Source organism: Streptococcus sp. KHUD_010, from assembly GCF_040207525.1.
In the GTDB taxonomy this organism is placed as follows: Bacteria; Bacillota; Bacilli; order Lactobacillales; family Streptococcaceae; genus Streptococcus; species Streptococcus hominis.
This window is the reverse complement of the sequence record NZ_CP157941.1, coordinates 99,288-123,082: the sequence shown is the minus strand read 5'-3', so window position 1 is coordinate 123,082 and position 23,795 is coordinate 99,288. Positions and strand designations below refer to the sequence as shown.

Here is a 23,795-nt window from a genome sequence, read left to right as displayed (position 1 = left end):
ATAGAATTTTCACATGTTGTGATATACTAGATTACATGAACAACACCTATTATTTTGTCCGTCACGCACACTCAACCTATACACCTAACGAATGGACTCGCCCTTTGTCACAAAAGGGACTCGCTTCCCTCTCACAATTAAAAATATTAGAGAATAAGCCAATCTCTGCTATTTATTCTAGTCCTTACCAACGAGCAATTGAAACGATTGAGCCTTTGGCACTAACTTTTGGACTTCCGATTCAACTGGATAAGCGATTGATTGAACGAAAGCTAAGCAGTCAGCCGGTTTCCGACCAAACATTTGAAACTACACTCAAGCAACTTTGGCAAAATCCTGACAGTTCTCTACCGGGTGGCGAATCAAATCTCATAGCTCAAAACCGAGCTCTAGCATTTCTGCAAGAATTAGAAGAAAATCACCAAGATGAACACATCATCATCAGTTCTCACGGTAATCTGATTTGTATCCTACTTAGCTATTTTGATGGACAAATCCATTATGATTTTTGGAAACAACTGCCCATGCCCGCTATTTTGATATTAAAAGATGAAAAAGTATACTTGCAGTAAGATTTGAATTAACTTTATCTATCAGTCACAAATGATTTTTTCACTAGTGAAACTCCTAAACTATTCCTATTTAGTTTAGGAATTTTTATTTGATAAATGATTTTCCAAATCACCTCAAGCTCTTATACAGTTTCTTTCGCGTTCGTTTCTTCCATGAAAATGGTTCTTGCTCTCCTTTGGGCCGCTCTTGATTCTCAAAACCGCTCCCCTCCAAACTCGTAACTGAATTTTTGGATAAGTTCCGAATGTAATCCTTGGTTCCGTCTCGAATAAACTCTTGCGGTGACTCACCATTTAATCGTAATAAGTTCGTATGAGGTTGCCAGATAAAGTAATAAAAATCCCCTGTCTCCACCAACCGATAACATAAATAATGAACTCCTTGCTTAACCACCCAACTATCTACCAAATACAACAATCGTTTCCGATACAACATTTTCCTTCCTTTAAATATCTTCAAAGATGACGTTGAATAATAAATTGTTTCATGTTCTGTTTTCCGGACGAGAAGATAACTCCCTATCGGAGAATCCGTTGAATCCGTCGGAAAAATATAGAAAAAGATAATCGGCAAGAGGAAAAACAAAGTTGGATATAAGATAAAGACTGAAAACGCACGCCGTATCTCATGCCAAAAACTCCGTTTGAACAAAAATGTCAACATACGAGACAAATTCACAGAAGTTACCACTAAAGTCAATACTGAAATCACACGAACTCTCAGCAACTTCCACACACGTTCCATATACTTTCTAAGAGAATGAAGCAACCTATTTCTCTGATACAAGCAATACCGCTTCAAATGATTTCCATAAGTATGACTTTCCATATAAAGGATCAACCAAGCCAAAAACTTCTCTAACGCTAAGACCGTCCCATAATAAAAAGAAAAAATCTTCAACCCGTCTGGAACACTTTCCAGAAAATAAAATCCTATCAATGTCCGAATGATAAAAGTCAACGACAACACAATCACCATTAAATAACTGACAAAGTAAAAACCACAAACTTTCTTATCAACATAATGCGTCACCAAGATATATACATACACCGCCAACACAGCAAACAATAACTGAAAATAAGGAATCCGATAGACCAACGTATAGTATAAATTAGATACTGTATTGATAACCTCATTCGTATCATCCTGAGCAAAATAAACCATAATCCTTGTCATCAATAAAGGAAAAGTAACATAGACACTATAGCGATAAAGAAAATCATGCTTGTGCAGACGCTTGCCTTTCTCATCTCTCGCTTGATAATAATGCATGCGATTCAAAAGCAAATAAACTGACAACGTAAAGTAGAATAAACCATTCATCACTCTCCGTCCAAAAGCATTTGTTTCTGACATCGAAACATGCTCATCAATCGGTTGAAAATCTGTCTCTCGAATCTCACGAAACAATCTCTTGTCTACGACCAAACAATAAACTAAATAGAAATAATAATATGAACTAATCGTTATCCACAAAAGATGTTCTTGGTCCATAGGTAGTGTAAAATAAGTTGTGTAAACACAAAAAGGAATAAATCCGTTATAGTAGAGTTGCGAAACATTACTATAACGGATTTATTCCTATGACACAGTTTACCACAGAATTGCTTAACTTCCTAGCCCAAAAACGAGATATTGATGAATTTTTCCGTTCTTCTCTTGAAACAGCTATGAACGACCTGCTTAAAGCAGAGTTATCAGCATTTTTAGGGTATGAACCTTACGAAAAAGTAGGCTATAATTCTGGTAATAGTCGTAATGGAACGTATTCACGGAAATTTGAAACCAAATATGGGACTGTTCAGTTAACTATTCCAAGAGATCGTAATGGGAATTTTAGTCCAGCTTTGCTTCCCGCTTATGGACGTCGAGATGACCACTTGGAAGAGATGGTGATTAAACTCTATCAAACTGGTGTAACAACTCGAGAAATTAGTAATATCATAGAGCGCATGTACGGCCATCACTATAGTCCTGCCACAATTTCTAATATCTCAAAAGCAACTCAGGAGAATGTCGCTGCTTTTCATGAGCGAAGCTTAGAAGCTAACTACTCTATCTTATTTCTTGACGGAACCTATCTTCCATTAAGACGTGGAACCGTTAGTAAAGAATGTATTCATATCGCACTTGGCATTACACCTGAAGGACAGAAGGCTGTTCTTGGATATGATATCGCCCCAAACGAAAACAATGTTTCTTGGTCAACTCTGCTAGACAAGCTTCAAAATCAAGGGATTCAACAGGTTTCACTTGTAGTGACCGATGGCTTCAAGGGGCTTGAGCAGATTATAAGTCAGACTTACACATTAGCCAAGAAATAACGTTGCTTAATTCATATCAGTCGACATTTAGCTAGTAAAGTCAAACGAGTAGATAGAGTAGTCATTCTTGAACAGTTTAAGACAATTTATCATGCCGAAAATTTAGAAATGGCAGTACAAGCTTTAGTAAACGTTATCGCTGAATGGAAACCAAAGTACCAGATTTGGCATAGCATTTATTCGACAAACCTCATTGAGTCTCTTAACAAAGAAATCAAACATCAAACGAAAAAGAAGGTTCTTTTCCCTAACGAGGAGGCTCTGGAACGTTATTTAGTTACCCTGTTTGAAGATTATAATTTCAAGCAAAGTCAACGAATCCATAAAGGATTTGGTCATGTTCTGACACGCTTGAAAGCCTATTTGATTAACACTTCGTAACTCTGCTTGAGTATTTACACAAAATTATTGACATCTCAATTGTCAAGTCAAGTGCAACAAAGTTGTTCCTCTGATTAAGTGAGTATCTTTCAAGCTGTTTGAGTTAGCTCAAACAGCTTTTTTGCGGACTGATAGCCATGGATTCGTCTAGGTCTTTCATTGATAGCCTTTGTATAGTCCTCTAAAAGTGTCGGATTTAGTTTTTTTAGTGAGGATCCTTTGGGAATGAACTCTCTTAATAATCCATTGAAATTCTCATTTGTGCCTCGTTCATAAGATGAATAGGCATGTGCAAAATAAACATCTAATCCCTCTATCTTACTCAATGATGAAAATTCGTTTCCATTATCTGCAGTTATGGACTTAATGGGATAAAGTTTCATACACTCTAAGACTGCTTGATTGACATACTCTGCTTTCTTTTCCACGAGTTTCTTTGTGACAGCATAGCGTGTTTGTCGTTCTACCAATGTTAAAATAGAAGGTTCTCCTATTGTCTTTCCACCCAGAACAGAATCGATTTCCCAATCTCCAAAACGGGAACGATTATTAATCTCCTCTGGCCTTTCTTCAATTGACTTTCCTAGATGTTTCTTGGTAGAGGGACGCTTGTTAAATTTCTTACGAATCCGCACTGCTCTTGGTAAATCAATAACCTTAATCTCTAACAAACCTTGATGGATATAGTTATAGAGCGTCTTGGTTGAAGGAACAACTGCATCTACATGTTGGAGTCTATAGGTATGAACAAAGGTATCCACGCTATGCACCCTTGGTTTCTCTCTCATCGCTTCTATAAATTTTGTCAGAAAATCGTTCGATACACGATCCAGTTTTAGATAATAGCTGGTTTCTCTAGCATCCCGATAACGGTTATGGGCAGCATCTGCATAATAGTGTTGGTAGTAGACCTTCTGCCCATTGACTTTTTTCAATTGTGTTATGGAACCACGATTAATTTCACGAGTAATAGTAGAGCGATTTCTCCCCAGTCTACGAGCAATTTCAGCAGGTTTGAGTCCTACGCTTAAATAAGCTTCAATTTCTCCTCGCTCAGCTTCAGATAAGTGCTTGTAGGATTGATTTGTGGTAGAATAATTTGTGGACATGTTCATCTTCCTTTATACTGTTTTTCGCAACTCTAGTATATCAGATGAACATGTCTTCTGTGTTGCACTTCATTTTACAACAGGGCAAAATTATTGACAGTATCAAATTCTCAAAACTTTCATCTATAAATGCGCTTTCTCTAAGCGTTTTAGTCATTATACAAGCAAAAGAAAGTGGGAGATAACTCAAAAACATTAAAAGAGGTACTTCTCACTTTCTTATTTTTGGTCGAAACCATCGTCAATCGTACTCTCACACAATTGCCTAGATGTTTATGAAGTATAAAATATGAACAAAGACACCAAGTAACCATTGATATTTTTTACTAACTCAAAAAAAGAGACTGGAATCAAGTCCAACCTCTCACTTGTTCATTATTCTGTTTTATCCCGATTAACCTGCTCAAAACTTTCTGCGCCATCATTCAATCGACCCCAAATGATGACTTCTCCAGTTTTAAGAGACTTTTGTACATCAATAATACGCTGATTAGAGGAGCCTCGAAATTGTAACATGAGATTTCGTTTTGCCTTATCAAAACGACCATCTACCAGAATATCAATGAGACTAAGAAGTTCGAGTTTATCTGGTGTTTCCAACATCATTTCTTCCCATGTGTAGCCCGTCCAAGACCAAATATCTTTATCTGGCAATTCCTTACGAATCCGCTTAACCAAAGGAATGAGAATACCTGTATTGAGAAAAGGCTCTCCTCCTAGCAAGGTCAGACCTTGAACATAGGGCTCAGCCAAATCTTTCATGATTTGCTCTTCAAGCTCCTGCGTATAAGGAATCCCAGCATTGAAAGACCAGGTCGCTACATTGTAGCAGCCCTCACAATGAAACATGCAGCCGCTGACATAGAGGGAATTACGCACCCCTTCACCATCTACAAAATTAAAGGCTTTGTAGTCAATAATGCGACCCTTGCTTAACTCTTCGCTTTTCCACTCACCTGGCTTCGGTGTATTCCATGTCATTTTTTTACCCCAACTCTATCCAATAACGCTCGCGTCCTTCTCTAATATCCTCTAAGACGCCTCCGTTGGCCAAAATCACTGCTCGACTAGCAGCATTATCCATATCGCAAGTAATCAGAACGGGAGAGAGCGCTAATTTTTTGGCTTCAAGTAAAGCCAAGGCTAATTGTTGTTTACCATACCCTTTCCCCCGCTCACTAGGCCGAATGCCATAGCCAATATGCCCGCCCAACTCTAAGTAAAAATCATTTAGTGTCATACGAAGCCCTAAAAAACCTAATGCACGATCATCTGCAAAGGAAGCAAACAAAATAGCTGGAACACGCCCTTCTTTCAAATTCAGTCCTGCCTCTTGATCACGATTGATTTGCAACCAATCTTCGTAATTTTCTGCACATGCCCAAGTGCTTTCTACACCGCCATTCATGAGAAGCCCCTGCTCTTTGTATTCTGCAATCATTTCAAGTATCGCTTCTTTATCTGCCAATTCTGGTCTTCGTAGTTCCATAAATTACTCCTAATTCAAATCTATCCAATAGCGTTCGGTGCCCTGTCGGATGTCTTCTAATATGCCCCCGTTTTTTAAAATAACTGCCCTACTAGCAGAATTGTCCTCCGCACAAGTAACTAGCACTCGGTGGATATTCTTTGAAGCAGCGACAAGAAGCCCTTCTTTCAACATAGCGGTCGCATAGCCCTTCCCCTGCATAGTTGGACGAACGCTATAACCAATATGACCGCCATGTCCGCGTAAATGTTCATTCAGACGCAAGCGTAAATTTAGAAAGCCAACAGCCTGTCCTTTATCAAAGGCAACAAACTGTATAGCCGGCACCCATGTATTAGGAATATTGAGACCCATTTCCGCATCTTGGTTTCCAGCAATCCAATCTTCATAAACGAAATTTTCCTTGTCCCAAAAACCGCCATCGTGTGCAGCATTCGACCTTTCAAATTCTAGTATGAGGTCTATCACCGCCTCTTTATCTTCTAATCTTGGTCGTCTTAATTCCATTTTTCTCACCTTGATAGAAAGAGAGTGAGACTAGCTTCATGCAAACCTCACTCTTTCTCCTATTTTTTCTTTGTTTTTTGTAAGAATTGTTCTCGCAAATTTGCAACACGATCTTTTTTATTGACTCCGCCTTTGGAATGCTTTTCATGATAGCGTGTCACTTGTGCTTTTCCTTTATCGTCTAATTGATATTTTCCCATGAAAGTTCCTACTTTTCTACATGATGTCCTTCGAACTTGATTGTTGAACCATTCATGTGTTTAACACGAGCTGAAATCTCCTTGTGACGTCCATTTACCATCGGACGAGCTTGAGGATTTCCAAGATAACCACAAGTTCGCTTGACAACATCAACTGTCTTAGGATCGCTATTGCCACAGTTTGGACAAGTAAATCCACGTTCTGTTGGCGTGAAATCCCCTTCAAAATCGCACTTATAACAATGGTCAATCGGAGTATTGGTTCCCAGATAGCCCACACGATCGTAAGCATAGTCCCAAACAGCTTCAAGCGCCTTTGGATTCTGTTGCAAAACAGGGTATTCACAATAGTGGATAAAGCCTCCCGACGCACCCGCTGCTGGGTAATCTTTTTCAAAGTCTAACTTTTCAAATGGCGTTGGATTTTTACGGACATCATAGTGGAAACTATTGGTGTAGTATTCCTTATCTGTAATATCTTTCACAAGACCAAATTTTTCTGTATCCAAACGACAGAAACGGTCGGTCAGACTTTCAGACGGTGTAGAATAAACAGAGAAGTGGTAATCATATTGGTCAGACCATTCTTCTACACGGCGTTTCATTTCACGAACAATGTCTACTGTAAATTTCTTGGCTTCTGGATTATGCTCCCACTCACCACCATAAAAGACAGTCGCTACTTCATACAGGCCAATATAGCCGAGAGAAACCGTAGCTCTACGATGTTTAAAGAGTTGATCCACCTTATCATATTTGCTAAGACGTTTTCCAAAAGCACCGTATTGATAAAGAATAGGAGCATTGGCTGGTGTTGCTTCTTTTGTACGTTCCACACGATAGACAAGGGCATCTTCAGCGATGTTCATCCGTTCATTGAAGATTTCCCAAAATTTATCCATATTACCTTCAGATTCGAGGGCAATTCTTGGAAGGTTGACAGTTACAACCCCAAGATTCATACGACCAGAATTGACTTCTTGACCATTTTCATCTTTCCAACCTTGTAAGAAAGAACGACAACCCATTGGAACTTTGAAAGAACCTGTTAATTCCACAATTTTGTCGTAAGACAAGACATCTGGATACATCCGCTTCGTAGCGCATTCCAAGGCCAACTGCTTAATGTCGTAGTTTGGATTACCAGGTTCTAAATTCAATCCACGCTTCAACGTGAAAATCAATTTAGGGAAGATAGCTGTACGGTGCTCAGAGCCAAGACCTTTGATGCGGATTTGAAGAATAGCTTTTTGAATTTCACGCTCAAAACGATTGGTTCCAAGTCCAAAACCAAGTGAAGTAAACGGCGTTTGTCCATTTGAGGTAAACAAGGTATTGATTTCATACTCCAAAGATTGCATAGCATCATAAATGTCTTTTTTAGTCTTTGCCCATGCATACTCTTCCTGCTTTTCAAGAAGCACCCATTCACGCGCATCCTTCAAATGTTTTTCATAATTTTTTTCAGCGTAAGGCGCCAAAACTTCATCAATTCGGTCAGCAGAGCAACCACCATATTGGCTAGAAGCTACGTTTGCAATGATTTGAGAAATTTGCGCAGTCGCAGTTTGAATTGACTTCGGACTTTCTACCTCTGCATTTCCAATCTTAAAACCATTTCCCAACATGCCTTTAAAATCAATCAAACAACAGTTCGTCATCGGAGTATAAGGGCTGTAATCCAAATCGTGATAGTGGATGTCTCCTTTTTGGTGTGCATTTGCCACATGTGGTGGCAGCATTTGCAAACCAATCGATTTCCCAACAATTCCCGCCGTCAAATCACGCTGGGTGTTGAAAACATCGCTATCTTTATTGGCGTTTTCATTGACAACTGCTTGGTCTTTGTTAAGCAATTTACCGATTGTGAAGTTGATATCTGTTGCTTTTGAGCGCGCAAAATCACGTTGTGTGCGATAAGTAATATAACTTTCAGCAATGGCATATTCATTAGCATTCAGTAATTCGTGCTCCACGATATTTTGAATTTCATAGATTTTAACGCCCGCAGGAAAACGTGAAATCACTTCGGCCACGATTTTATTGGTAATACCTTCAAGTTTTGCTTCTAACAACGGAGTCATCGTCGTAACTTCTTGGCTAGCCTTGACAAGAGCTTTGTAGATCTTGTCTGCGTCAAACGCCACACGACGACCGTCACGTTTTTCTACATAAATATCAGCAAATCCTTGTACTGTTTCTTCTTTTAATGCAATCATGAGCTCCTCCATTCGTATAAAACATATTATATCACTCAAATAAAAAAAATCAATATCTTGTGGTAAAAAACTTTAAATTTTATTTTAAACACAAGATATTGATTTGTTATTTCAGCTTATAGAACTTGAAATGATTGAGTTTTAGGTCTGTCTGTTGATAATTTTCTTTTAATTGTTTTTTGATATCCGACAGAAGAGGTACTTGATTGTTGACCAAAATAAAAGTTGGTTTCGTTTCTTTTAGGCTACTCACTAAGGACATTTGATTTTCACCTGTCCCTTGGTACAAGCTAGGAGATAAAATCGGTACCGAAGATAAGCGCCCACTCGCTCGGTAAAGAGCTGCCGTTGTGTCCCAAGCATAGATTTTATCAGTATTCTTTGATTTGCTCTTGATATAATTTGCCGCAGAAATACGCTCACTTGTTTCACCTGTCGATAAAACATACTGATTGACAAACGGAAAACCAATTAAATAAATCATTGCTAGAAGCGGTAGAAAAGCATTCTTTGTGATATAAGTTCCGAAAGCAGACGAAGATTTTTGAACTCTACTGTGCCTTCCACCTCTATTGAACGACTGTTTCCCAAGCCACATACTGACTAGAACCATAAAAAATGGCAAAATCGGCAACAGTTGATAAGCTCCCCGATCTGGCAAAAAGAAAACAAACACAACAAGAAAGAGAGAGGCTAAAAAACTAAATAGCTGCAGAAAGCGCTCCAAAGAATTCGTTGGCAATGAAAAACTTCTCACCCAAGTCACAACTACGCCAAGCCCAATAATGAGCCCGCCATAAAGTAAACCATTATACAACAAGTGCTGCCCTGAAAAATGCAGACTTTCCAACGGATAAAGAATCTGACTAATGGCGAGACCAAAACTACCATTTAAAACTGTATAATATCCCAAAGGATAAAAAACAAGCGAAAAGCCTACAAGCGTAGCCAAAAATTGATAAAGACCGTGTGCTTTTTTCTTTGCCCCAATATTATAGACTAATAAAGCAAGGAAAGCCACCAGATAAAACACAAGACTTGTCATTGGGTCCGTCATAAACATCAGCGCACCAAGAGCACCAAAACCAATAAAGCCTCTGTCACTAGCTTCTCCTGCCACATAGCGCATTAGAAAGTATAACGCCCCAAATACAAATGGGAAAGCAAATATACTAGAGTATAAGCCACCCCAGCCTAAAGCGAGCGTCAAACAATAAAATAAAGAAAGTATTTTGACAGAAGTATTTTTTACAGCCGTTAATTGATATACGATTTTAAACAGATAAATCCCCGCAAAAAATAAAGCGAGGAACTGCAAGCCTACAAATAGCATACTCCCCATAAAAAGGCTACCTACCCAATTCATTAGGTAGTATAGCAAACCACTCGTCCCATAGATATTCCGATAAATAATCTGCCCTTGTGTCATTGCCCAACCTGCATATAAATTTTGAGATTGCAGATTTGTGGCAAGATTAGTTAGCAATGGATTTGCAACACTCAGAATACTAACTAATAAACTCCATAAAAATAAAATAACAAAAGGTGTTGAAGTAGGCTCTATAAAAATCGATTGCTTTTTGCTCTCTTCGTGAAGCGTCTCTGCTACTGTCTCTTTCATCTCTTGTTCAGGCATTGTATCGTACATAAAGATTCTCCTTGATATCAGTCTTATCTAGTATATCAAAATCTTCCCTATCTGTCAGCTTGATTCTGACAAGTTCTGCATCTTTTGCAAAAGTAAAGTGTAGTATTCCAATTCTCGAAAACGATGATAACTTACAGCCGCATACTCTTTCAAAAATTCCTTTTCTTCACTTGTTAAATCGATGACCATTCTGCCTCCTTTTACTAGATTATTCGTAAAAAAGAAAAAATTCCTCTTATTGCAAGAAGAATTTTATAGCATCGGTGCAAATAATTCGACAATTTCTTTAATCAAGCGTTGATACCAGGTATTTTTAATGGTATCTTCATGTATTTCTTGTGAGGTTTCAAACAATTCCTCAAAATCTCGCTTCAAGTCAAACATAGAAGGCGTTTTATACATCAAAACAGCATTTTCATAGTGATGAACTAAGCTGCGGTAATCAAAATTGATTGTTCCGACAACACCAAAATCATCATCAGCTACTACATGCTTACTGTGAATAAAGCCCGGTGTATACTCATAAATCCGAACCCCAGCCGTCATTAAATCCGGATAAGCTCCTCGCGTAATGAGCTGAATAATTTTTTTATCCGGAATATAAGGTGTCACAATTCGGACATCTACCCCCCGCATAGCAGCATTTTTGATGTCTTCCGTCAAATCATAATCAATGATTAAATACGGCGTGGCAATATACACATAATCTGTCGCCTGGCTGATTATATTTTGATAGACATTTTTACCCACTTGAGCTTTGTACATGGGCTTCGGTCCGCTTCCATACGGAATATAGAGCCCTGGCGCATCTACAGCTTTGTTATCCAAATGATAGCGATCGAAATCACTGATTTTCCCACGGTTGATATACCAGTTCATCAGAAACAGCCGTGTCAAGGCTTTTACAGCGCGCCCATTCAAACGAATCCCGCCGTCTTTCCAGTGACCAAATCGCTTGATGTGATTGATGTATTCATCTGCCAGATTAATGCCACCAGTATAGCCAATCTGCCCGTCAACGACGAGGATTTTCCGATGATCTCGATTATTATAAGCCACCGTCATCCGCGGAATCACTTTGTTAAACTTATGAGCGTCAATCCCCATAGCCTGCAATCGGCTGGTATAATCTCCCGGAAGAGTTGCCATACAGCCAATGTCATCATAGAGCATTTTCACTTCCACACCTTGGGCTGCCTTTTCACGTAGAATATCTAAAATACTATTCCACATGAGGCCTTCTTCTACAATGTAATATTCTAAAAAGATAAATTTTTCTGCATTGCGTAAATCTTCCAGCATTTTCTGGAACATCTCTTCTCCCAAAGGGAAAAATTGCGATTCCGTTCCGTCGTAAACATCCGCATTATGATCCATGCTGAGAAGCGACTTGATAATCCCGTAAGCTGATTTATCTGTCTTTTTCAAGTCTAACCGCAACTCATAGCTATTGTCCTCACGAAATTTCATTTGATCCATATTTTTCAACTGTTTCAGCTCACTTCTGGACAATCGGCGCTCACCAAACATCAAATAAAGCAAGGGACCAATGACTGGAACAAACGCTACCAAGAGCCAAGTTACTTTACTTTCCGGTGTCATTGAACGATTGACAATCGCTAAAATCGTTGCCAGACTGAATAAAATCACAAAGACAATCCATAAAGTAGGTGTCCAGCGACCAAGCCAAAAGAAAAACCAAAAAATAAATGCAAGTTCTAGTATCATGATAATAATACTAAAACCATATTTTGACATCAATAGTTGAAATTTCCTAAGATTCATTTTCTCTCCCTGTTTTTACTTAGTACTAGTATAACGGGGATTTCCTAATAAATCAAGCCAGAATCACTCATTCTTCGATATTCAAAGTATTTTTTCATTAGAGCAAAAAAGAGTAAAAGAAAAGTTGTGATTCGTAACCATCAACTTTCTCTCCTACTCCCTATTCTACATTTTAACTAGAATACTGATTGTCGTCCACTACCAATTTAGAAAGCAGTTAGAGGCAACAGATAAAGTTCATGAAGCAAGCCCCTTTGTGAATAATTCGCTAAAACAAACGTAGCTTCTCCTATCGACTTGTATGAATCAATAAACTTAAATCTAACGCGTCCTTGTTCTCGCAAACTCATATCAAATTTTTATCAAGAAATTTTGTACCAACATTAGACAGGTTATTGCTTCGTTAAAACGAACGTATCATTCTCACCATTTTCTTGCTCAATATCCTCAATCGTTAACCGTTTGCCATCAATCATATAACGCTCAATGTCATCACCAATCGTCATTCGCTGATTTGTCGGGTCAATGCTCACCTGTTTTACTTTCTCTTTACCGTTTGGCTCTTTTTCTGTCCACATACCACTATTTCCTTTGATAACCAAAGTAATCTCATCTTCTTCGTCCATACCTTTATAAGTACCGTCTAATTTTTCTGACGAATTTTCTGCAATAGTTGACGAAGCACTACTCTCACTTGAGACTGTAGTTGATTGGCTACTTGAGACAGATTGAGAAGACGGTGAAGTTTGGTTAGACTTGGCGCATGATGCCAAAATGATAAGTCCTATCAGAAAAAATGCGATGTAGCTGAATTTCTTTAATTGTATCATTTTTATCCTCCTTTACTTACATTTCTATTATACCATCCACCATTCTAATCAGTCAATTTCTTTCTCCAAAAGAAAAGCACGAACTTCCGCAATGAAATAAAGAGAACCTGTCACAAAAAGAAGCTGATTATCAGTAGAATTTTTAATGAATTGTTCAATAAACTCCCGATAAGAGGAAACATAGGTTTCAGTTGTCAGATTCCGCTTATCTATTGCACCGTCATCCTCAAATGTCGTTACGAATAACTGCACATGAGGCAATTCTTGTTTTAGATAAGACAGCATCCCCTGATAATTTTTGCGTTTCAAAGCACCGAATAAGAGAAAAATTTCTTTTTGTTCTTGCTGGCGAATAAACTCCACCAAACGGGACAAAGCTGGTAAATTGTGAGCCCCGTCCAGATAAATTCCTCGCTCAAAATATTCCAGCCGCCCTGCCCAATGTGTCTCTTGCAGAGCTTTTCGTACTAGCTCTATTTGCACTTGCCAGCTGTGTTGCCCCATAAACAAAAGAAAACTTTGCAAAGCAACAGCGGCATTTTCTTCCTGATAAGTACCTGCTAGGCTCAACTTTAGATGAGGAATATTCACATCTGGGCTGAAAAATTGTCCTTTTGAAAATGAAAAATCTCTGCCATATTCGTACAAAACAACATCTAGCTTTTTCGCACGCAGTTCACAGATCCTTCTCGCTTCTTCAGCCAGTGGTCCGATGACAGCCACTTTTTTCTCCTTAAAAATCCCTGCTTTCTGCTCCGCAATGGCGGCTATGGAGTCTCCTAAGGTTTCTTGATGATCCAAACCCACAGACGTCACCACCGCAATATCTCCTGCCACTACATTTGTCGTGTCTAAAAGCCCACCAATGCCCACTTCAATTAAAGCCACATCTACTTGCTCTTCTTTGAAATACAATAAAGCCATAAGGGTTAAAATTTCAAAATAAGAAAGTGGGTCATGTGTTTGTCGAAGCTGTCTTTCCATTTCCCGAACTTGGCGTCCCAGTCGAGTGAAGTCTTCATCGGAAATGGGTTCATGGTTAATACAAATCCGGTCATGAACACTTACCATGTGAGGCGACGTAAAGGTCCCTACTTTCTTTTCATGCTGCACGAATAGCTGACTCATAAACGCAATCGTTGAGCCTTTCCCGTTCGTTCCTGTCACATGAATAATGGGATAATTTTCTTCAGGATGATTCAAAAGACTTACCGCCTGACTCATTCGATCTAAACCAGAGCGAAAGTTTAGTCCAATGCGACTTTCCAACCACATTTCAATTTCATTCATATTCTTCTCCCAGCAAAAAGGGAGTGAAACAGAACCAGATTTTGGTTCATGTCACACCCCACAACTCATTTGAATAGTTAGCACTCTTACTCCACATAGAAATTAAACCAACCACTCATTCGTATACCATAAAATAACGATTCACACAGCCTTTTAATCTCTTCATCGTCTGTAATATAAAAAGCTAGTGTACACAATTTTTATTCTTCCATAAAGCTGTTGAAAACTTCTTCAATCATGTCCCATTCAGCATCTGAATCTTCTGGGATTGGTTGCAAATCGCCTTCTGTTCCGTCCTCATTTTCAGTAAACGAGTAGGCTTGAATTTCTACCTCGCCATTTTCATCTTCTTCTGCGCTAGCTGGAATCAAGAGAACATAGTTTTTACCAAATTCTTCTTTCCCGTCAATAGTCAAGAGAATTTCAAACAAAGTTTCATTCCCTTGCTCGTCTACTAGCGTAATCAATTCACGTTCTTCGTGTTCATGGTCATGGTTATGATCGTGTGCCATGTTTTCTCCTTTATTTATTAAAAATTTCGATCTAAATAATTTTGTAAAATGAGCTGCGCTGCGAGCTTATCAATCACTTTTTTCCGCTTCTTTCTGCTCACATCTGCCTGCTCAATCAACATTCTCTCCGCAGCTACTGTTGTTAGGCGCTCATCTTGGTATTCAACTGGCAAATGAAATAACTGCTCAATCTTAGTCCCATAAGCCTGACTTGCTTCTACACGTGGTCCGCTTGTATTGTTCATATTCTTAGGAAGACCTACAACAAACTTGTCCACCTTATATTCTTGGACAAGTTCAGTCAAACGCTCAAAACCAAATTCCCCTTTTTCTTCATCAATAGGAATAATTTCAAGTCCTTGAGCTGTAAAACCAAGTGGATCACTAACCGCGACACCAACCGTTTTTGAACCAACATCTAACCCCATAATTCTCATTAGAGATCAATGCCTTGCCCTTTCAAATAATAACGAACTAATTCTTCTACAATCTCATCACGTTCATATTTACGAATTTGATTTCGTGCATTATTATAGCGAGGTACATACGCAGGATCACCACTAAGCACGTATCCTACGATTTGGTTGATTGGGTTATAGCCCTTTTCATTCAGCGACACATAGACATCTTTCAATGTTTCACTAATCTCTTTTTTGTTTGAATCATCAAGATTAAAACGTACTGTCTCATCTGTAAATCCCACAATTACACCTTCTTTCACCAGAATATCTATATTATAGCACATTTCAAGAGTTTTCACAAATGAAAGGGGTTGAAAAAAGCTGAATAAATTCAGCTTTTTTTGTTTCATATACACCTATAAAATCATGGATTTGCAACTTCTTTAGCACCAGCTGCTTTGACAGATTCAATATATTGTTTGGGTGTTAAATTTTTGATAGTTGAAAACATAGAGCCATATGTATCCAGTTTTGATGCTTCATCAAGGTTGATTTTGCTCATATCAATATTGATTGTAACTTTAATAATATAGTCTTTTGTAATGTCTGTTTTAACATCAACACCGCCCAAAGACTTAAATTTATCCAATCCTGCAGCCTTTTCAAAAGCAGAAATCAAGTACGGCTTAGTGCTTTCTAAATCTTGACCCGCTAATGCACTCTTCATATTTTCAGGAAGTATTTGTTCAAGATTTATCACAAACTTCTTAAAGGTTTTTCCTTCATAAGAAATAGTTTGCGTAAGTGTTTGTTCAATCCCTTGGACAGTCTGTTTTTGTTGAAAAGACCTGGTCACAACAGAATCCTTTTTCACAACACTCGAACCAGTCTTACTGTCCCCTGACTGATTCTGACCGGATTTTTGACCACAAGCTGTGAGCAGCAACAAACTTGTTCCTAACAAAACAACCGATTTTCTCATAAAAATATCCTCCTTGTATTTTAGAGCTTTATAAGAATAGTATACCCTCTTTTGTAAGCGTTGTCAAAAAGAACCGTCTAAAAAATCAATTCGTGTTTAACAAGTTATTGATTGACTTCCGTTGCACCACTGGCAATCTGATCTTCAATATATTCTTTTGGTTTCATTTTTAAAAATTCTTTTAATTTCATATTCTTTAAATACTCAGTATTTGCGGCTCTATTAATATCCAAAACTTGAAAATCAAAGGTCTGGACTCGCCTCAATTCTTGTTCGTTTATAATCTTCAAAGAAGTCGAAAATCCTTCTAAATCCTTTGCTTTCACAAATTCGCTATCCTCATCCAAAGATTTTTCCAGTATATTTTGTGCCTCAGCAACTCCAACTTCCGCAACTACTTTTTTCATTTCTTCTTTCATCGGCATGATTTGCTCAATCGTTAAACTTAAAAATTGATCACCTTTGTAAGTAATTGTTTGTGTTTGTTGAACCCCTTCAGCTGTTTTAGGGAATGATAAGGTTTTTGTCACAACTGTTTCTTTTTCAGCGTTTGCAATAACTGGCAACGTACTATTAATTGATTGCTTGCTTGTTTTTGATTTTGTTTCTTTCTTTTGACCACATCCTGCTAAGACTGTAAGAACAATGGTTAATAGAATCAGGCTTCTTTTCATGGATTAACTCCTCCTCGTTTTTTATTTTACCACATTTCCAAACATAACAAACTGTAAAATAAAAAGAGCGGAAATCCACTCTTTACAAGGCTGCACGTAAGCGTGCTTCTGTATTTTCAACATTACGAACTGAACGAGGCAAGAATGCACGAATATCATCTTCTTTATAACCCACTTGTAAACGTTTGTCATCTACCAAAATAGGACTTTTTAGGATACGCGGAGTTTCCATAATCAAATCAATCACTTCACTCACACTTAATTCTTCAATATCTACTCCTAAGCCCTTTGCATAGCGATTTTTTGAAGAAACAATACTTGCTACTCCATTTTCAGTCTTTGTTAAAATATCCAGCAACTCTTCTTTCGAGATTCCTTCTTTACCAAGATTTTGTTCTTTATAAGTTAACTGGTGAGCATTGAGCCATGTTTTTGCTTTTTTACAACTAGTGCAACTTGAGACAGTATAAATTGTAATCATGTAAGTACTCCTTTCGCCACACGGTACTATTATCATACTATATTATACCACAAAATCCCTCCGTCTTGCGACCTATTTTTAAAAAATTATTCCTCAATCTCAATAGCATCATCCAAATCTAGTGTGACTTCCTCTACTTTATTTGCTTCTGCATCTTTTTCATCTTCAGTGTCATCCTCGATCAAACCATAGTGAACTCGAACTTTGTGATCAATCTCTTCAAAAATCTCGGGGTGATCTGCCAAATATTTCTTAGCATTTTCAGACCCTTGACCAATCTTTTCATCATTATAAGAATACCAAGCACCCGCTTTTTTGATAATATCAAGGTCTGTCGCAATTTTAATCAACTCGCCTGTTTTAGAAATTCCTTCGCCATACATGATTTCTACGAAAGCTTCCTTGAATGGCGGAGCAACCTTATTCTTCACAACCTTAATTTTAGTTTCCTTACCAACATTGGTATCTTTTTCATCACCAGTTCCCTTGATTTGGGTATTCCCGCGAACATCCAAACGAACAGACGCATAAAATTTCAAGGCACGACCACCAGGTGTTGTTTCTGGATTTCCAAACATAATACCAACTTTTTCACGCAATTGGTTGATGAAAATCGCAATTGTCTTCGTTTTGTTAATAGAAGCAGACAATTTACGCATAGCTTGACTCATCATCCGCGCTTGCAAACCAACGTGACTATCTCCAATGTCTCCATCAATCTCAGCACGTGGTACGAGGGCTGCCACGGAGTCAATAACTACCAAATCTACCGCACCAGAGTCAATCAATTTCCCAGCAATCTCAAGACCTTGCTCACCAGAGTCTGGCTGAGAAAGTAAGAGTTCATCAATATTAACTCCAAGGGCTTGTGCATAAGCCGGGTCAAGAGCGTGTTCTGCATCAATAAAAGCTGCAATACCGCCTTCTTTTTGAGCTTGCGCTACTGCATGAAGAGCTACGGTCGTCTTACCAGAAGACTCTGGTCCATAGATTTCAATAATCCGCCCCTTTGGATACCCTCCTGCACCAAGAGCGATATCTAGCGCCAAGCTACCTGAACTCATGACTTGAACTTTTTGTTCAGCGCGCTCACCTAGGCGCATAATCGCCCCTTTGCCAAAATCTTTTTCAATATTTTTAAGTGCAGTATCTAGTGCTTTTTGACGTTCCTCGCCAAATTTCTTTGAAATTTCTTCTAATTTTTTTTGTTTTTTCGCCATTTATTTCTCCTGTATACTGATAAATTATTTTTTTACCTATCTAATTATTATAGCATATTTTCGTTTTTTAACAAAGTTTTTCGTAGCAAATTGAAAGCATGCAGAACGGCTATTTTACGTACATCTGTCCGACTGCGACCCGCAATATTAACCTTAATAGACTGAACATCCTCTGTGGTTGCTAAGCCGATATAAACTGTCCCTGCTGGATGTCCTTCTAAGCTATCTGGACCTGCCACACCTGTCAAGCTCACCGCATAGTCACTAGCGGTCAATTTTCTTGCCTGCTCTGCCATTTTCTCCGCTGTAAAAGCTGAAACTACCCCATGCTTTCCCAAGTCTGCCAAGGAAATGCCCAGCATTCGGCTCTTTTCCTCTATACTGTAGGTAACAAAGCCACCACTAAAGACATTTGAGGCTCCAGCAAAGTTTGCCAAAGTTGCTTGAAAGAGTCCTGCAGTCAAACTTTCAGCTGCTGTGACGGTCTTTCCTGCTCTCCTCAGCAGTTCAAAAGCTGTTTGCCCCAGAGAATTATCATCTCCATAAGCGTAGAAAAGGTCTGCTAAATGTTGTTTCTCAAAAGTCTGTACTGCCAAAATTTTCTTTTCTAAATGAGCAAACTTAACATCTGCTTCCTTTTGACTGCCAGCCTTAGTGGACAATCGCAATGTCACCTCTCCCGTCTTAGCATAAGGAGCAATGGTTGGATCGGTCTGATTATCAATTAAATCTCCTAAAAGGGTTACTAATTGACTTTCACCAATACCAAAGAAACGCAAAACTCTTGAATACAATTTTTGACCAGTTGCTAAAAGCGGAACCAGCTCATTATTTACCATAGGTTTTAATTCACTAGGCGGTCCAGGCAGAACGACATAAGTCACGCCACTGACTTCAATCACGCCTCCCACCGCAAGTCCGGTTTCGTTTTGGAGAGGAGTCGAGCCTTCCACTATCTGAGCTTGCCGCTCATTATTGGGTGTTCGCACATAGTCTGATCTGCTTGCGAAGAAACGGTCCAATTTCTCCGTAGCCATTCGGTCAAATACCAATCTACGATTTAAGAATTTTGACAAAGTCTGCTTAGTCAAGTCATCTTCTGTTGGGCCTAATCCTCCAGTTAAGATGACCAAATTACTCCGATTCCGAGCAATTTCTAAAATGGATAACAGACGAGCTTTATTATCTCCGACCGCAGTTTGAAAATACACATCTACTCCCAGACTCGCTAATTTTTCAGATAAAAATTGGGCGTTTGTATTGACAATCTGACCTGTCAGAATTTCAGTACCCACAGCAATAATTTCTGCTTTCATAGAACCTCCCCTACCTTACTATTCGCAATTGATTTTATTTTATCACAAAAAATCTTAAAAACTGCATTTTAAGAAAAGAATCTCCCATAAATTAGCGAGAAATTTTGATAAAACAAAGGTATTGTTCTTCATGAATCCTTCACAAGCCATAGACAATTTACTAATTTTTTAGCTCTGTATACAAATTGAGGAAGCTAATTTGATTTCACCTCAATGTTAAGATAAATCAACTAATCATCATCCATATCCGTTGCCAAAGAATCTGAAAAAGCCCACTAGATTTCTCTAATGGACTTTCATTGTTCTACCTGATGATAGAATTACACCTTCTTCTTTAACAAGTAAACAGCTCCACCTAATGTGAACAAACCTGCAAATAATGCCAAGAATGAACTGTGACTACCTGTTGATGGGAGAATGGTCTTCTTTGGCTTTTCTGGTGTACTTGGTGGGGTTTGTGGTTTCTCTGGCGTATGACGATTCGTGATATTCATGCCTTCTACCTTCGCTGTGTATCCTTCTGGTACCGCAACTTCTTCCACCGTATAAGTGATTTCCTTACCTGCTTCATATTTGGCAAGCTGTTCAAAACTATACTTCCAACCAGTTGCTGCGCTTGCTGTTGCTACTTTGCCTGTATCTTTTCCATTTGCAAGCAATCTTACTTGAATCTCTTTTGGACGAAGACCGTCTTTGTCATTGTCATCTTCCCAAGTCTTTTGACCTGTCAAGTTTACCTTTTCTGGAGTACGCTTGTTGGTAATCGTGTATTTACCGTCTTGAGATTTTTCAACTATTGGCTTTTCGTAAGATTCTACAGCAACTTCTTTGACATCATATTCGATTTCTTTACCGTTTTCATACTTCGGTAATGGTTTGGATTCAAATGCCCAACCTTTTTCTTCTGAAGTTTCAACTTCATCAACGATTGTGCCGCCTTTCAGAATTTGAACCTTGACTGTTTTTGTTCGCTTGCCGTCTTGGTTGTTAGCATCTTCCCAGACTTTCTTACCAGAAATGACGATTGTTTCTGGGTCATGGGTGTTTGTGATTTCTTGACCCTTGATAGATGTTTCATATCCTGCTACGGCATCTTCCTTAACAGAATAGACAATTTCTTGACCTGTTTCGTATTTTGGAAGATTAGTAAAGGTATGTTTCCAAACATTGCCATTCGCTGGATCTGCTTCTGCGACTTTGATATCATATTTCTCAACTTCGGTAGTCACACCGCCAACTGTCTTCAGCAAGTGAACCGTGATATGGTCTGGACGTTTGCCATCTTGGTTATTATTGTCATTCCAAGTCTTCGTCACTTGATAATCAATCATTTTTGGTGTGTATTTGTTGGTAATATTGAAATCATTGATTTCGCTGGTGTATTCAGAAACGACTTCTTCGGTCAGGCTATATTTAATCACCTTCCCATTTTTGAATTTAGGAAGTTTTGTAAAGACTGTAGACCAAGTGCCGTCAGCTGCTGCTTTCACTTCTTGGGAAGCTACTTTTTCACCGTCGGCCATGAGGTTGACCGTAATCGATTTCGGACGTTTGCCATCTTGGTTATTGGCATCATCCCAGTTCTTTGTGGCTTTAATGTCAATCGTTTCTGGAGTATATTTATTAGTGATTGTAAAACCAGTTGTTGCATCTCCGCTGATTTCACTTGTATAACCAGCCACCGTGCTTACTTCAACCACTTTATAATCAATTGCTTTTCCGCCTTTATCTGCGTCTAAATCCGTGAAGTTACCTGACCAGCCATTAGCTTCTGACAATTCAAGAGTTTTGCCTGTATCTTGACCGTCTGCCAGGAGCTTAACTGTGATAGAAGCAGGACGTTTGCCATCTTGATTGTCGGCATCATCCCAGACTTTCTTCACTGGAATTTGTGTTTTAGCAGGGGTATATTTATTCGTGAAGACAAGGTCACTGGCTTGTTTAGAAACCGTTGCTTTTAATTCAGTGGCACTGATTTTTTCAACCTTGACTTCTACTTCTTGAATAGTTTTATCGTAAGTAATACCCGTTTCAGTTCCTGCAACTTCTTCAACCGTATACTTGTGCGTACCGACTTGATTTTCATCGTAAGTCAATTCATCGAAAGCGAAGTTTCCGCCTACGTCATTGGTAACGGTTTGAACGACGCTACCATCTGCTTTCTTCAGAACAAAGCTATATTTTCCTGCTTCGAGTATTTTACCTTCCAACACTTTCTTACCAGCAATTTTTGCTTTGGTATCAGGTGCTGGGGTGTAGGTGTTAGTAATCGTATAACCATCTGTAGCATTTCCTTCTACTTTAGATTGGTATCCTTCTTCAACCTCTACTTCTTTAACGGTATAATCGATAAGTTTCCCATCTTTATACTGTTCCAAATTATCAAAAGTATGTTCCCAGTTATTTGCTTGATTTAAAGTTGCTTCAGCTACTGTTGTACCGCCAGCCTGAAGTTCAACTTTCACTTCAGATCCTGTCTTACCAACCCATTTTTTATTTACCTTAACAGAGGTTTTTGCTCTCTTATTCGTAATGGTTTTAAGGGTTGCATCATCCGATGTGATCGTGACAGTATATGTTTCCGAGTTCAGCTCATACCCTGCAGGTGGTGTTACTTCTGTAATTTCATATTGACCCGGAACCAGCTTATCAGATGTTGCTTCACCATTTGCATCTGTAGTTAGCTCAAATGTTGTGCCATCTTGAAGTTTTTTGATTGAAAACTTAGCACCAGCTAGCTTAGTTGTGTTATTTTCTGCATCGACTTTAAGAATACGAAGCTTACTCAATAAACTTCCCGAACCACTACCACTAGAAGTAGCATCGTGGAAAGTCTCGTTGTGTTCATGGGTTTCTCCATTTGTATAAGTGCCCTTAGCCTTGTTTCTAAGAATACTACCAGGTATATAGGTAGATTTATACTCCAATTTATATTGAGTTTTATTAATATCTCCTATGGCTAACTCAAATTTTGTATTATTATCAGTAAGGGTTAATTTATCCTTGATATCTACCTCTTTTATAACTCCTTGTTGACCACCATATTGATCATATTCAACTTCATAAAGATGAAATGAGTCTGGAATAAGGTGTACACCACCTAAATCCCCACTTTTTGTCCAAAGTCCATCTTTGTAAACAAAGTTTTTGTAAGTTCCTTTTTTATGATTGATTCGAACATACCATTGAACAGTATTATCACTCTCTTTAATAGCTGTTCCCCATTTACCAATTTCTTCATCTTTCAGAGGATTCGGTCCCGTAATTTCTATTTCAGTTGTTTGAACTTTTCCATCAACTGAAACTTCAAATTTATTCTTTTCATCGTATTTTATGTTAGTAAAACTAGCAGCCAGCTCCATTTTACCTTTGATATTATAATGATTCTCTACTTCTTTTGTGAAAGTAACTTTGACCATTCCTCCTTGTTCGTTTGCATTAGGTGAAACAACTGCATTGGCTATTACTTTCCCACTGCTATCTTTTATTTCAAATTTTGTAGCAGATGTATTTGTAGGAAATTTCATATTATCTGGTAATTTTATATTAAAATAATCACCTTCTTTTAACGTATTGCTATATGAAGAAGCATCCCATTCCATATTAATCTTAAATCGTTCATTGTAGTGAAATTTCTGATTAGTCGACCCATCTTCATGAGATAATGTAAAATTGGTTATCTTCACATCAGGTTTTACCTCACCGGCAAAAATCTTATGAACATTAGTAGCACCAAACACGGTAAATATTGCTAACAATGATAAGAAATAACTTATCCATTTATGCTTTTTCATTGCATATTTCTCCTGTAATTAATATTATACTAATATCAGTATACCCCCCCCCCCCCGGAA

Annotated in this window: 22 protein-coding genes and 1 pseudogene; 2 read left to right on the top strand and 21 right to left on the bottom strand. The window is 38.4% G+C overall.

What is annotated here, in order from left to right:
* Positions 1-35 precede the first annotated feature (35 nt).
* Positions 36-572, top strand: a complete 537-nt coding sequence (locus ABKA15_RS00615) for a histidine phosphatase family protein (protein WP_049513035.1) — start codon at positions 36-38, stop codon at positions 570-572.
* Between the two features lie 109 nt (positions 573-681).
* Here the strand turns inward: ABKA15_RS00615 and ABKA15_RS00610 are convergent, their stop codons facing one another.
* Positions 682-1,983 carry a hypothetical protein gene (locus tag ABKA15_RS00610; protein ID WP_225620233.1) on the bottom strand — a complete coding sequence of 434 codons (1,302 nt, stop codon included), beginning with the start codon at positions 1,981-1,983 and terminating at the stop codon, positions 682-684.
* A gap of 173 nt (positions 1,984-2,156) precedes the next feature.
* Between ABKA15_RS00610 and ABKA15_RS00605 the strand changes: the two are divergent.
* A pseudogene (locus tag ABKA15_RS00605) lies at positions 2,157-3,268 on the top strand (IS256 family transposase).
* A 99-nt stretch (positions 3,269-3,367) separates the two neighbouring features.
* On the opposite strand, the gene ABKA15_RS00600 reads toward ABKA15_RS00605, so the two are convergent.
* The 20 genes from ABKA15_RS00600 to ABKA15_RS00505 form a co-directional block, all read right to left on the bottom strand.
* A complete protein-coding gene (locus ABKA15_RS00600) occupies positions 3,368-4,387 on the bottom strand; it encodes an IS30 family transposase (protein ID WP_192208559.1) in 1,020 nt (339 codons plus the stop codon).
* 375 nt (positions 4,388-4,762) lie between these two features.
* A complete protein-coding gene (nrdG, locus tag ABKA15_RS00595) occupies positions 4,763-5,368 on the bottom strand; it encodes an anaerobic ribonucleoside-triphosphate reductase activating protein (RefSeq protein WP_049514674.1) in 606 nt (201 codons plus the stop codon).
* Between the two features lie 4 nt (positions 5,369-5,372).
* Positions 5,373-5,876, bottom strand: a complete 504-nt coding sequence (locus ABKA15_RS00590; protein ID WP_049514672.1) for a GNAT family N-acetyltransferase — start codon at positions 5,874-5,876, stop codon at positions 5,373-5,375.
* Positions 5,877-5,885: 9 nt separating this feature from the next.
* Positions 5,886-6,383, bottom strand: coding sequence for a GNAT family N-acetyltransferase (locus ABKA15_RS00585; RefSeq protein WP_049514671.1), 498 nt, complete (start codon positions 6,381-6,383; stop codon positions 5,886-5,888).
* Between the two features lie 59 nt (positions 6,384-6,442).
* Positions 6,443-6,583, bottom strand: coding sequence for a hypothetical protein (locus ABKA15_RS00580; RefSeq protein WP_003031250.1), 141 nt, complete (start codon positions 6,581-6,583; stop codon positions 6,443-6,445).
* 8 nt (positions 6,584-6,591) lie between these two features.
* Positions 6,592-8,802: an anaerobic ribonucleoside-triphosphate reductase gene (gene nrdD, locus ABKA15_RS00575; RefSeq protein ID WP_049514669.1), complete on the bottom strand. Its 2,211-nt coding sequence runs from the start codon at positions 8,800-8,802 to the stop codon at positions 6,592-6,594.
* 106 nt (positions 8,803-8,908) lie between these two features.
* Positions 8,909-10,450: a hypothetical protein gene (locus ABKA15_RS00570; protein WP_049514667.1), complete on the bottom strand. Its 1,542-nt coding sequence runs from the start codon at positions 10,448-10,450 to the stop codon at positions 8,909-8,911.
* Positions 10,451-10,504: 54 nt separating this feature from the next.
* On the bottom strand, positions 10,505-10,639 hold the full coding sequence (locus tag ABKA15_RS00565) for a hypothetical protein (RefSeq protein WP_021002194.1): 135 nt from the start codon (positions 10,637-10,639) through the stop codon (positions 10,505-10,507).
* A gap of 63 nt (positions 10,640-10,702) precedes the next feature.
* Positions 10,703-12,235 carry a cardiolipin synthase gene (gene cls / locus ABKA15_RS00560; RefSeq protein ID WP_049514666.1) on the bottom strand — a complete coding sequence of 511 codons (1,533 nt, stop codon included), beginning with the start codon at positions 12,233-12,235 and terminating at the stop codon, positions 10,703-10,705.
* 392 nt (positions 12,236-12,627) lie between these two features.
* Positions 12,628-13,065 (bottom strand): SP_0198 family lipoprotein, encoded by a 438-nt coding sequence (locus ABKA15_RS00555; protein ID WP_049514664.1) that lies wholly within the window; start codon positions 13,063-13,065, stop codon positions 12,628-12,630.
* A 48-nt stretch (positions 13,066-13,113) separates the two neighbouring features.
* Positions 13,114-14,355: a folylpolyglutamate synthase/dihydrofolate synthase family protein gene (locus ABKA15_RS00550; RefSeq protein WP_049514662.1), complete on the bottom strand. Its 1,242-nt coding sequence runs from the start codon at positions 14,353-14,355 to the stop codon at positions 13,114-13,116.
* Positions 14,356-14,555: 200 nt separating this feature from the next.
* A complete protein-coding gene (locus ABKA15_RS00545) occupies positions 14,556-14,867 on the bottom strand; it encodes a DUF1292 domain-containing protein (RefSeq protein WP_003027765.1) in 312 nt (103 codons plus the stop codon).
* A 17-nt stretch (positions 14,868-14,884) separates the two neighbouring features.
* Complete coding sequence (gene ruvX / locus ABKA15_RS00540) at positions 14,885-15,304, bottom strand: Holliday junction resolvase RuvX (protein ID WP_049514661.1); 420 nt, start codon at positions 15,302-15,304, stop codon at positions 14,885-14,887.
* The gene (locus tag ABKA15_RS00535) at positions 15,304-15,570 is read right to left on the bottom strand and encodes an IreB family regulatory phosphoprotein (protein WP_009569646.1); all 267 of its coding nucleotides are present in this window, start codon (positions 15,568-15,570) and stop codon (positions 15,304-15,306) included. Before ABKA15_RS00535 ends, ruvX begins: the two co-directional genes overlap by 1 nt.
* A 122-nt stretch (positions 15,571-15,692) precedes the next feature.
* Positions 15,693-16,250 (bottom strand): SP0191 family lipoprotein, encoded by a 558-nt coding sequence (locus tag ABKA15_RS00530; RefSeq protein WP_049514659.1) that lies wholly within the window; start codon positions 16,248-16,250, stop codon positions 15,693-15,695.
* A 104-nt stretch (positions 16,251-16,354) separates the two neighbouring features.
* A complete protein-coding gene (locus ABKA15_RS00525) occupies positions 16,355-16,924 on the bottom strand; it encodes an SP0191 family lipoprotein (RefSeq protein WP_049514657.1) in 570 nt (189 codons plus the stop codon).
* 82 nt (positions 16,925-17,006) lie between these two features.
* The gene (gene spx / locus ABKA15_RS00520) at positions 17,007-17,405 is read right to left on the bottom strand and encodes a transcriptional regulator Spx (RefSeq protein ID WP_049514656.1); all 399 of its coding nucleotides are present in this window, start codon (positions 17,403-17,405) and stop codon (positions 17,007-17,009) included.
* 86 nt (positions 17,406-17,491) lie between these two features.
* Positions 17,492-18,625, bottom strand: coding sequence for a recombinase RecA (recA, locus tag ABKA15_RS00515; RefSeq protein ID WP_049514654.1), 1,134 nt, complete (start codon positions 18,623-18,625; stop codon positions 17,492-17,494).
* Between the two features lie 47 nt (positions 18,626-18,672).
* On the bottom strand, positions 18,673-19,941 hold the full coding sequence (locus ABKA15_RS00510) for a competence/damage-inducible protein A (protein ID WP_049514652.1): 1,269 nt from the start codon (positions 19,939-19,941) through the stop codon (positions 18,673-18,675).
* 320 nt (positions 19,942-20,261) lie between these two features.
* A complete protein-coding gene (locus ABKA15_RS00505; protein ID WP_350015354.1) occupies positions 20,262-23,735 on the bottom strand; it encodes a Cna B-type domain-containing protein in 3,474 nt (1,157 codons plus the stop codon).
* Positions 23,736-23,795 lie beyond the last annotated feature (60 nt).

What these genes read in the sequence shown, in the direction of transcription:
- ABKA15_RS00570 (WP_049514667.1), bottom strand. Translation starts at nt 10,450, where the DNA reads ATGTACGATACAATGCCTGAACAAGAGATGAAAGAGACAGTAGCAGAG.
- ABKA15_RS00510 (WP_049514652.1), bottom strand. Translation starts at nt 19,941, where the DNA reads ATGAAAGCAGAAATTATTGCTGTGGGTACTGAAATTCTGACAGGTCAG.
- ABKA15_RS00615 (WP_049513035.1), top strand. Translation starts at nt 36, where the DNA reads ATGAACAACACCTATTATTTTGTCCGTCACGCACACTCAACCTATACA.
- ABKA15_RS00505 (WP_350015354.1), bottom strand. Translation starts at nt 23,735, where the DNA reads ATGAAAAAGCATAAATGGATAAGTTATTTCTTATCATTGTTAGCAATA.
- ABKA15_RS00565 (WP_021002194.1), bottom strand. Translation starts at nt 10,639, where the DNA reads ATGGTCATCGATTTAACAAGTGAAGAAAAGGAATTTTTGAAAGAGTAT.
- ABKA15_RS00585 (WP_049514671.1), bottom strand. Translation starts at nt 6,383, where the DNA reads ATGGAATTAAGACGACCAAGATTAGAAGATAAAGAGGCGGTGATAGAC.
- nrdG (WP_049514674.1), bottom strand. Translation starts at nt 5,368, where the DNA reads ATGACATGGAATACACCGAAGCCAGGTGAGTGGAAAAGCGAAGAGTTA.
- ABKA15_RS00545 (WP_003027765.1), bottom strand. Translation starts at nt 14,867, where the DNA reads ATGGCACACGATCATAACCATGACCATGAACACGAAGAACGTGAATTG.
- ABKA15_RS00555 (WP_049514664.1), bottom strand. Translation starts at nt 13,065, where the DNA reads ATGATACAATTAAAGAAATTCAGCTACATCGCATTTTTTCTGATAGGA.
- ABKA15_RS00580 (WP_003031250.1), bottom strand. Translation starts at nt 6,583, where the DNA reads ATGGGAAAATATCAATTAGACGATAAAGGAAAAGCACAAGTGACACGC.
- cls (WP_049514666.1), bottom strand. Translation starts at nt 12,235, where the DNA reads ATGAATCTTAGGAAATTTCAACTATTGATGTCAAAATATGGTTTTAGT.
- spx (WP_049514656.1), bottom strand. Translation starts at nt 17,405, where the DNA reads ATGATTACAATTTATACTGTCTCAAGTTGCACTAGTTGTAAAAAAGCA.
- ABKA15_RS00530 (WP_049514659.1), bottom strand. Translation starts at nt 16,250, where the DNA reads ATGAGAAAATCGGTTGTTTTGTTAGGAACAAGTTTGTTGCTGCTCACA.
- ABKA15_RS00550 (WP_049514662.1), bottom strand. Translation starts at nt 14,355, where the DNA reads ATGAATGAAATTGAAATGTGGTTGGAAAGTCGCATTGGACTAAACTTT.
- ABKA15_RS00600 (WP_192208559.1), bottom strand. Translation starts at nt 4,387, where the DNA reads ATGTCCACAAATTATTCTACCACAAATCAATCCTACAAGCACTTATCT.
- recA (WP_049514654.1), bottom strand. Translation starts at nt 18,625, where the DNA reads ATGGCGAAAAAACAAAAAAAATTAGAAGAAATTTCAAAGAAATTTGGC.
- ABKA15_RS00525 (WP_049514657.1), bottom strand. Translation starts at nt 16,924, where the DNA reads ATGAAAAGAAGCCTGATTCTATTAACCATTGTTCTTACAGTCTTAGCA.
- ruvX (WP_049514661.1), bottom strand. Translation starts at nt 15,304, where the DNA reads ATGAGAATTATGGGGTTAGATGTTGGTTCAAAAACGGTTGGTGTCGCG.
- ABKA15_RS00590 (WP_049514672.1), bottom strand. Translation starts at nt 5,876, where the DNA reads ATGGAACTACGAAGACCAGAATTGGCAGATAAAGAAGCGATACTTGAA.
- nrdD (WP_049514669.1), bottom strand. Translation starts at nt 8,802, where the DNA reads ATGATTGCATTAAAAGAAGAAACAGTACAAGGATTTGCTGATATTTAT.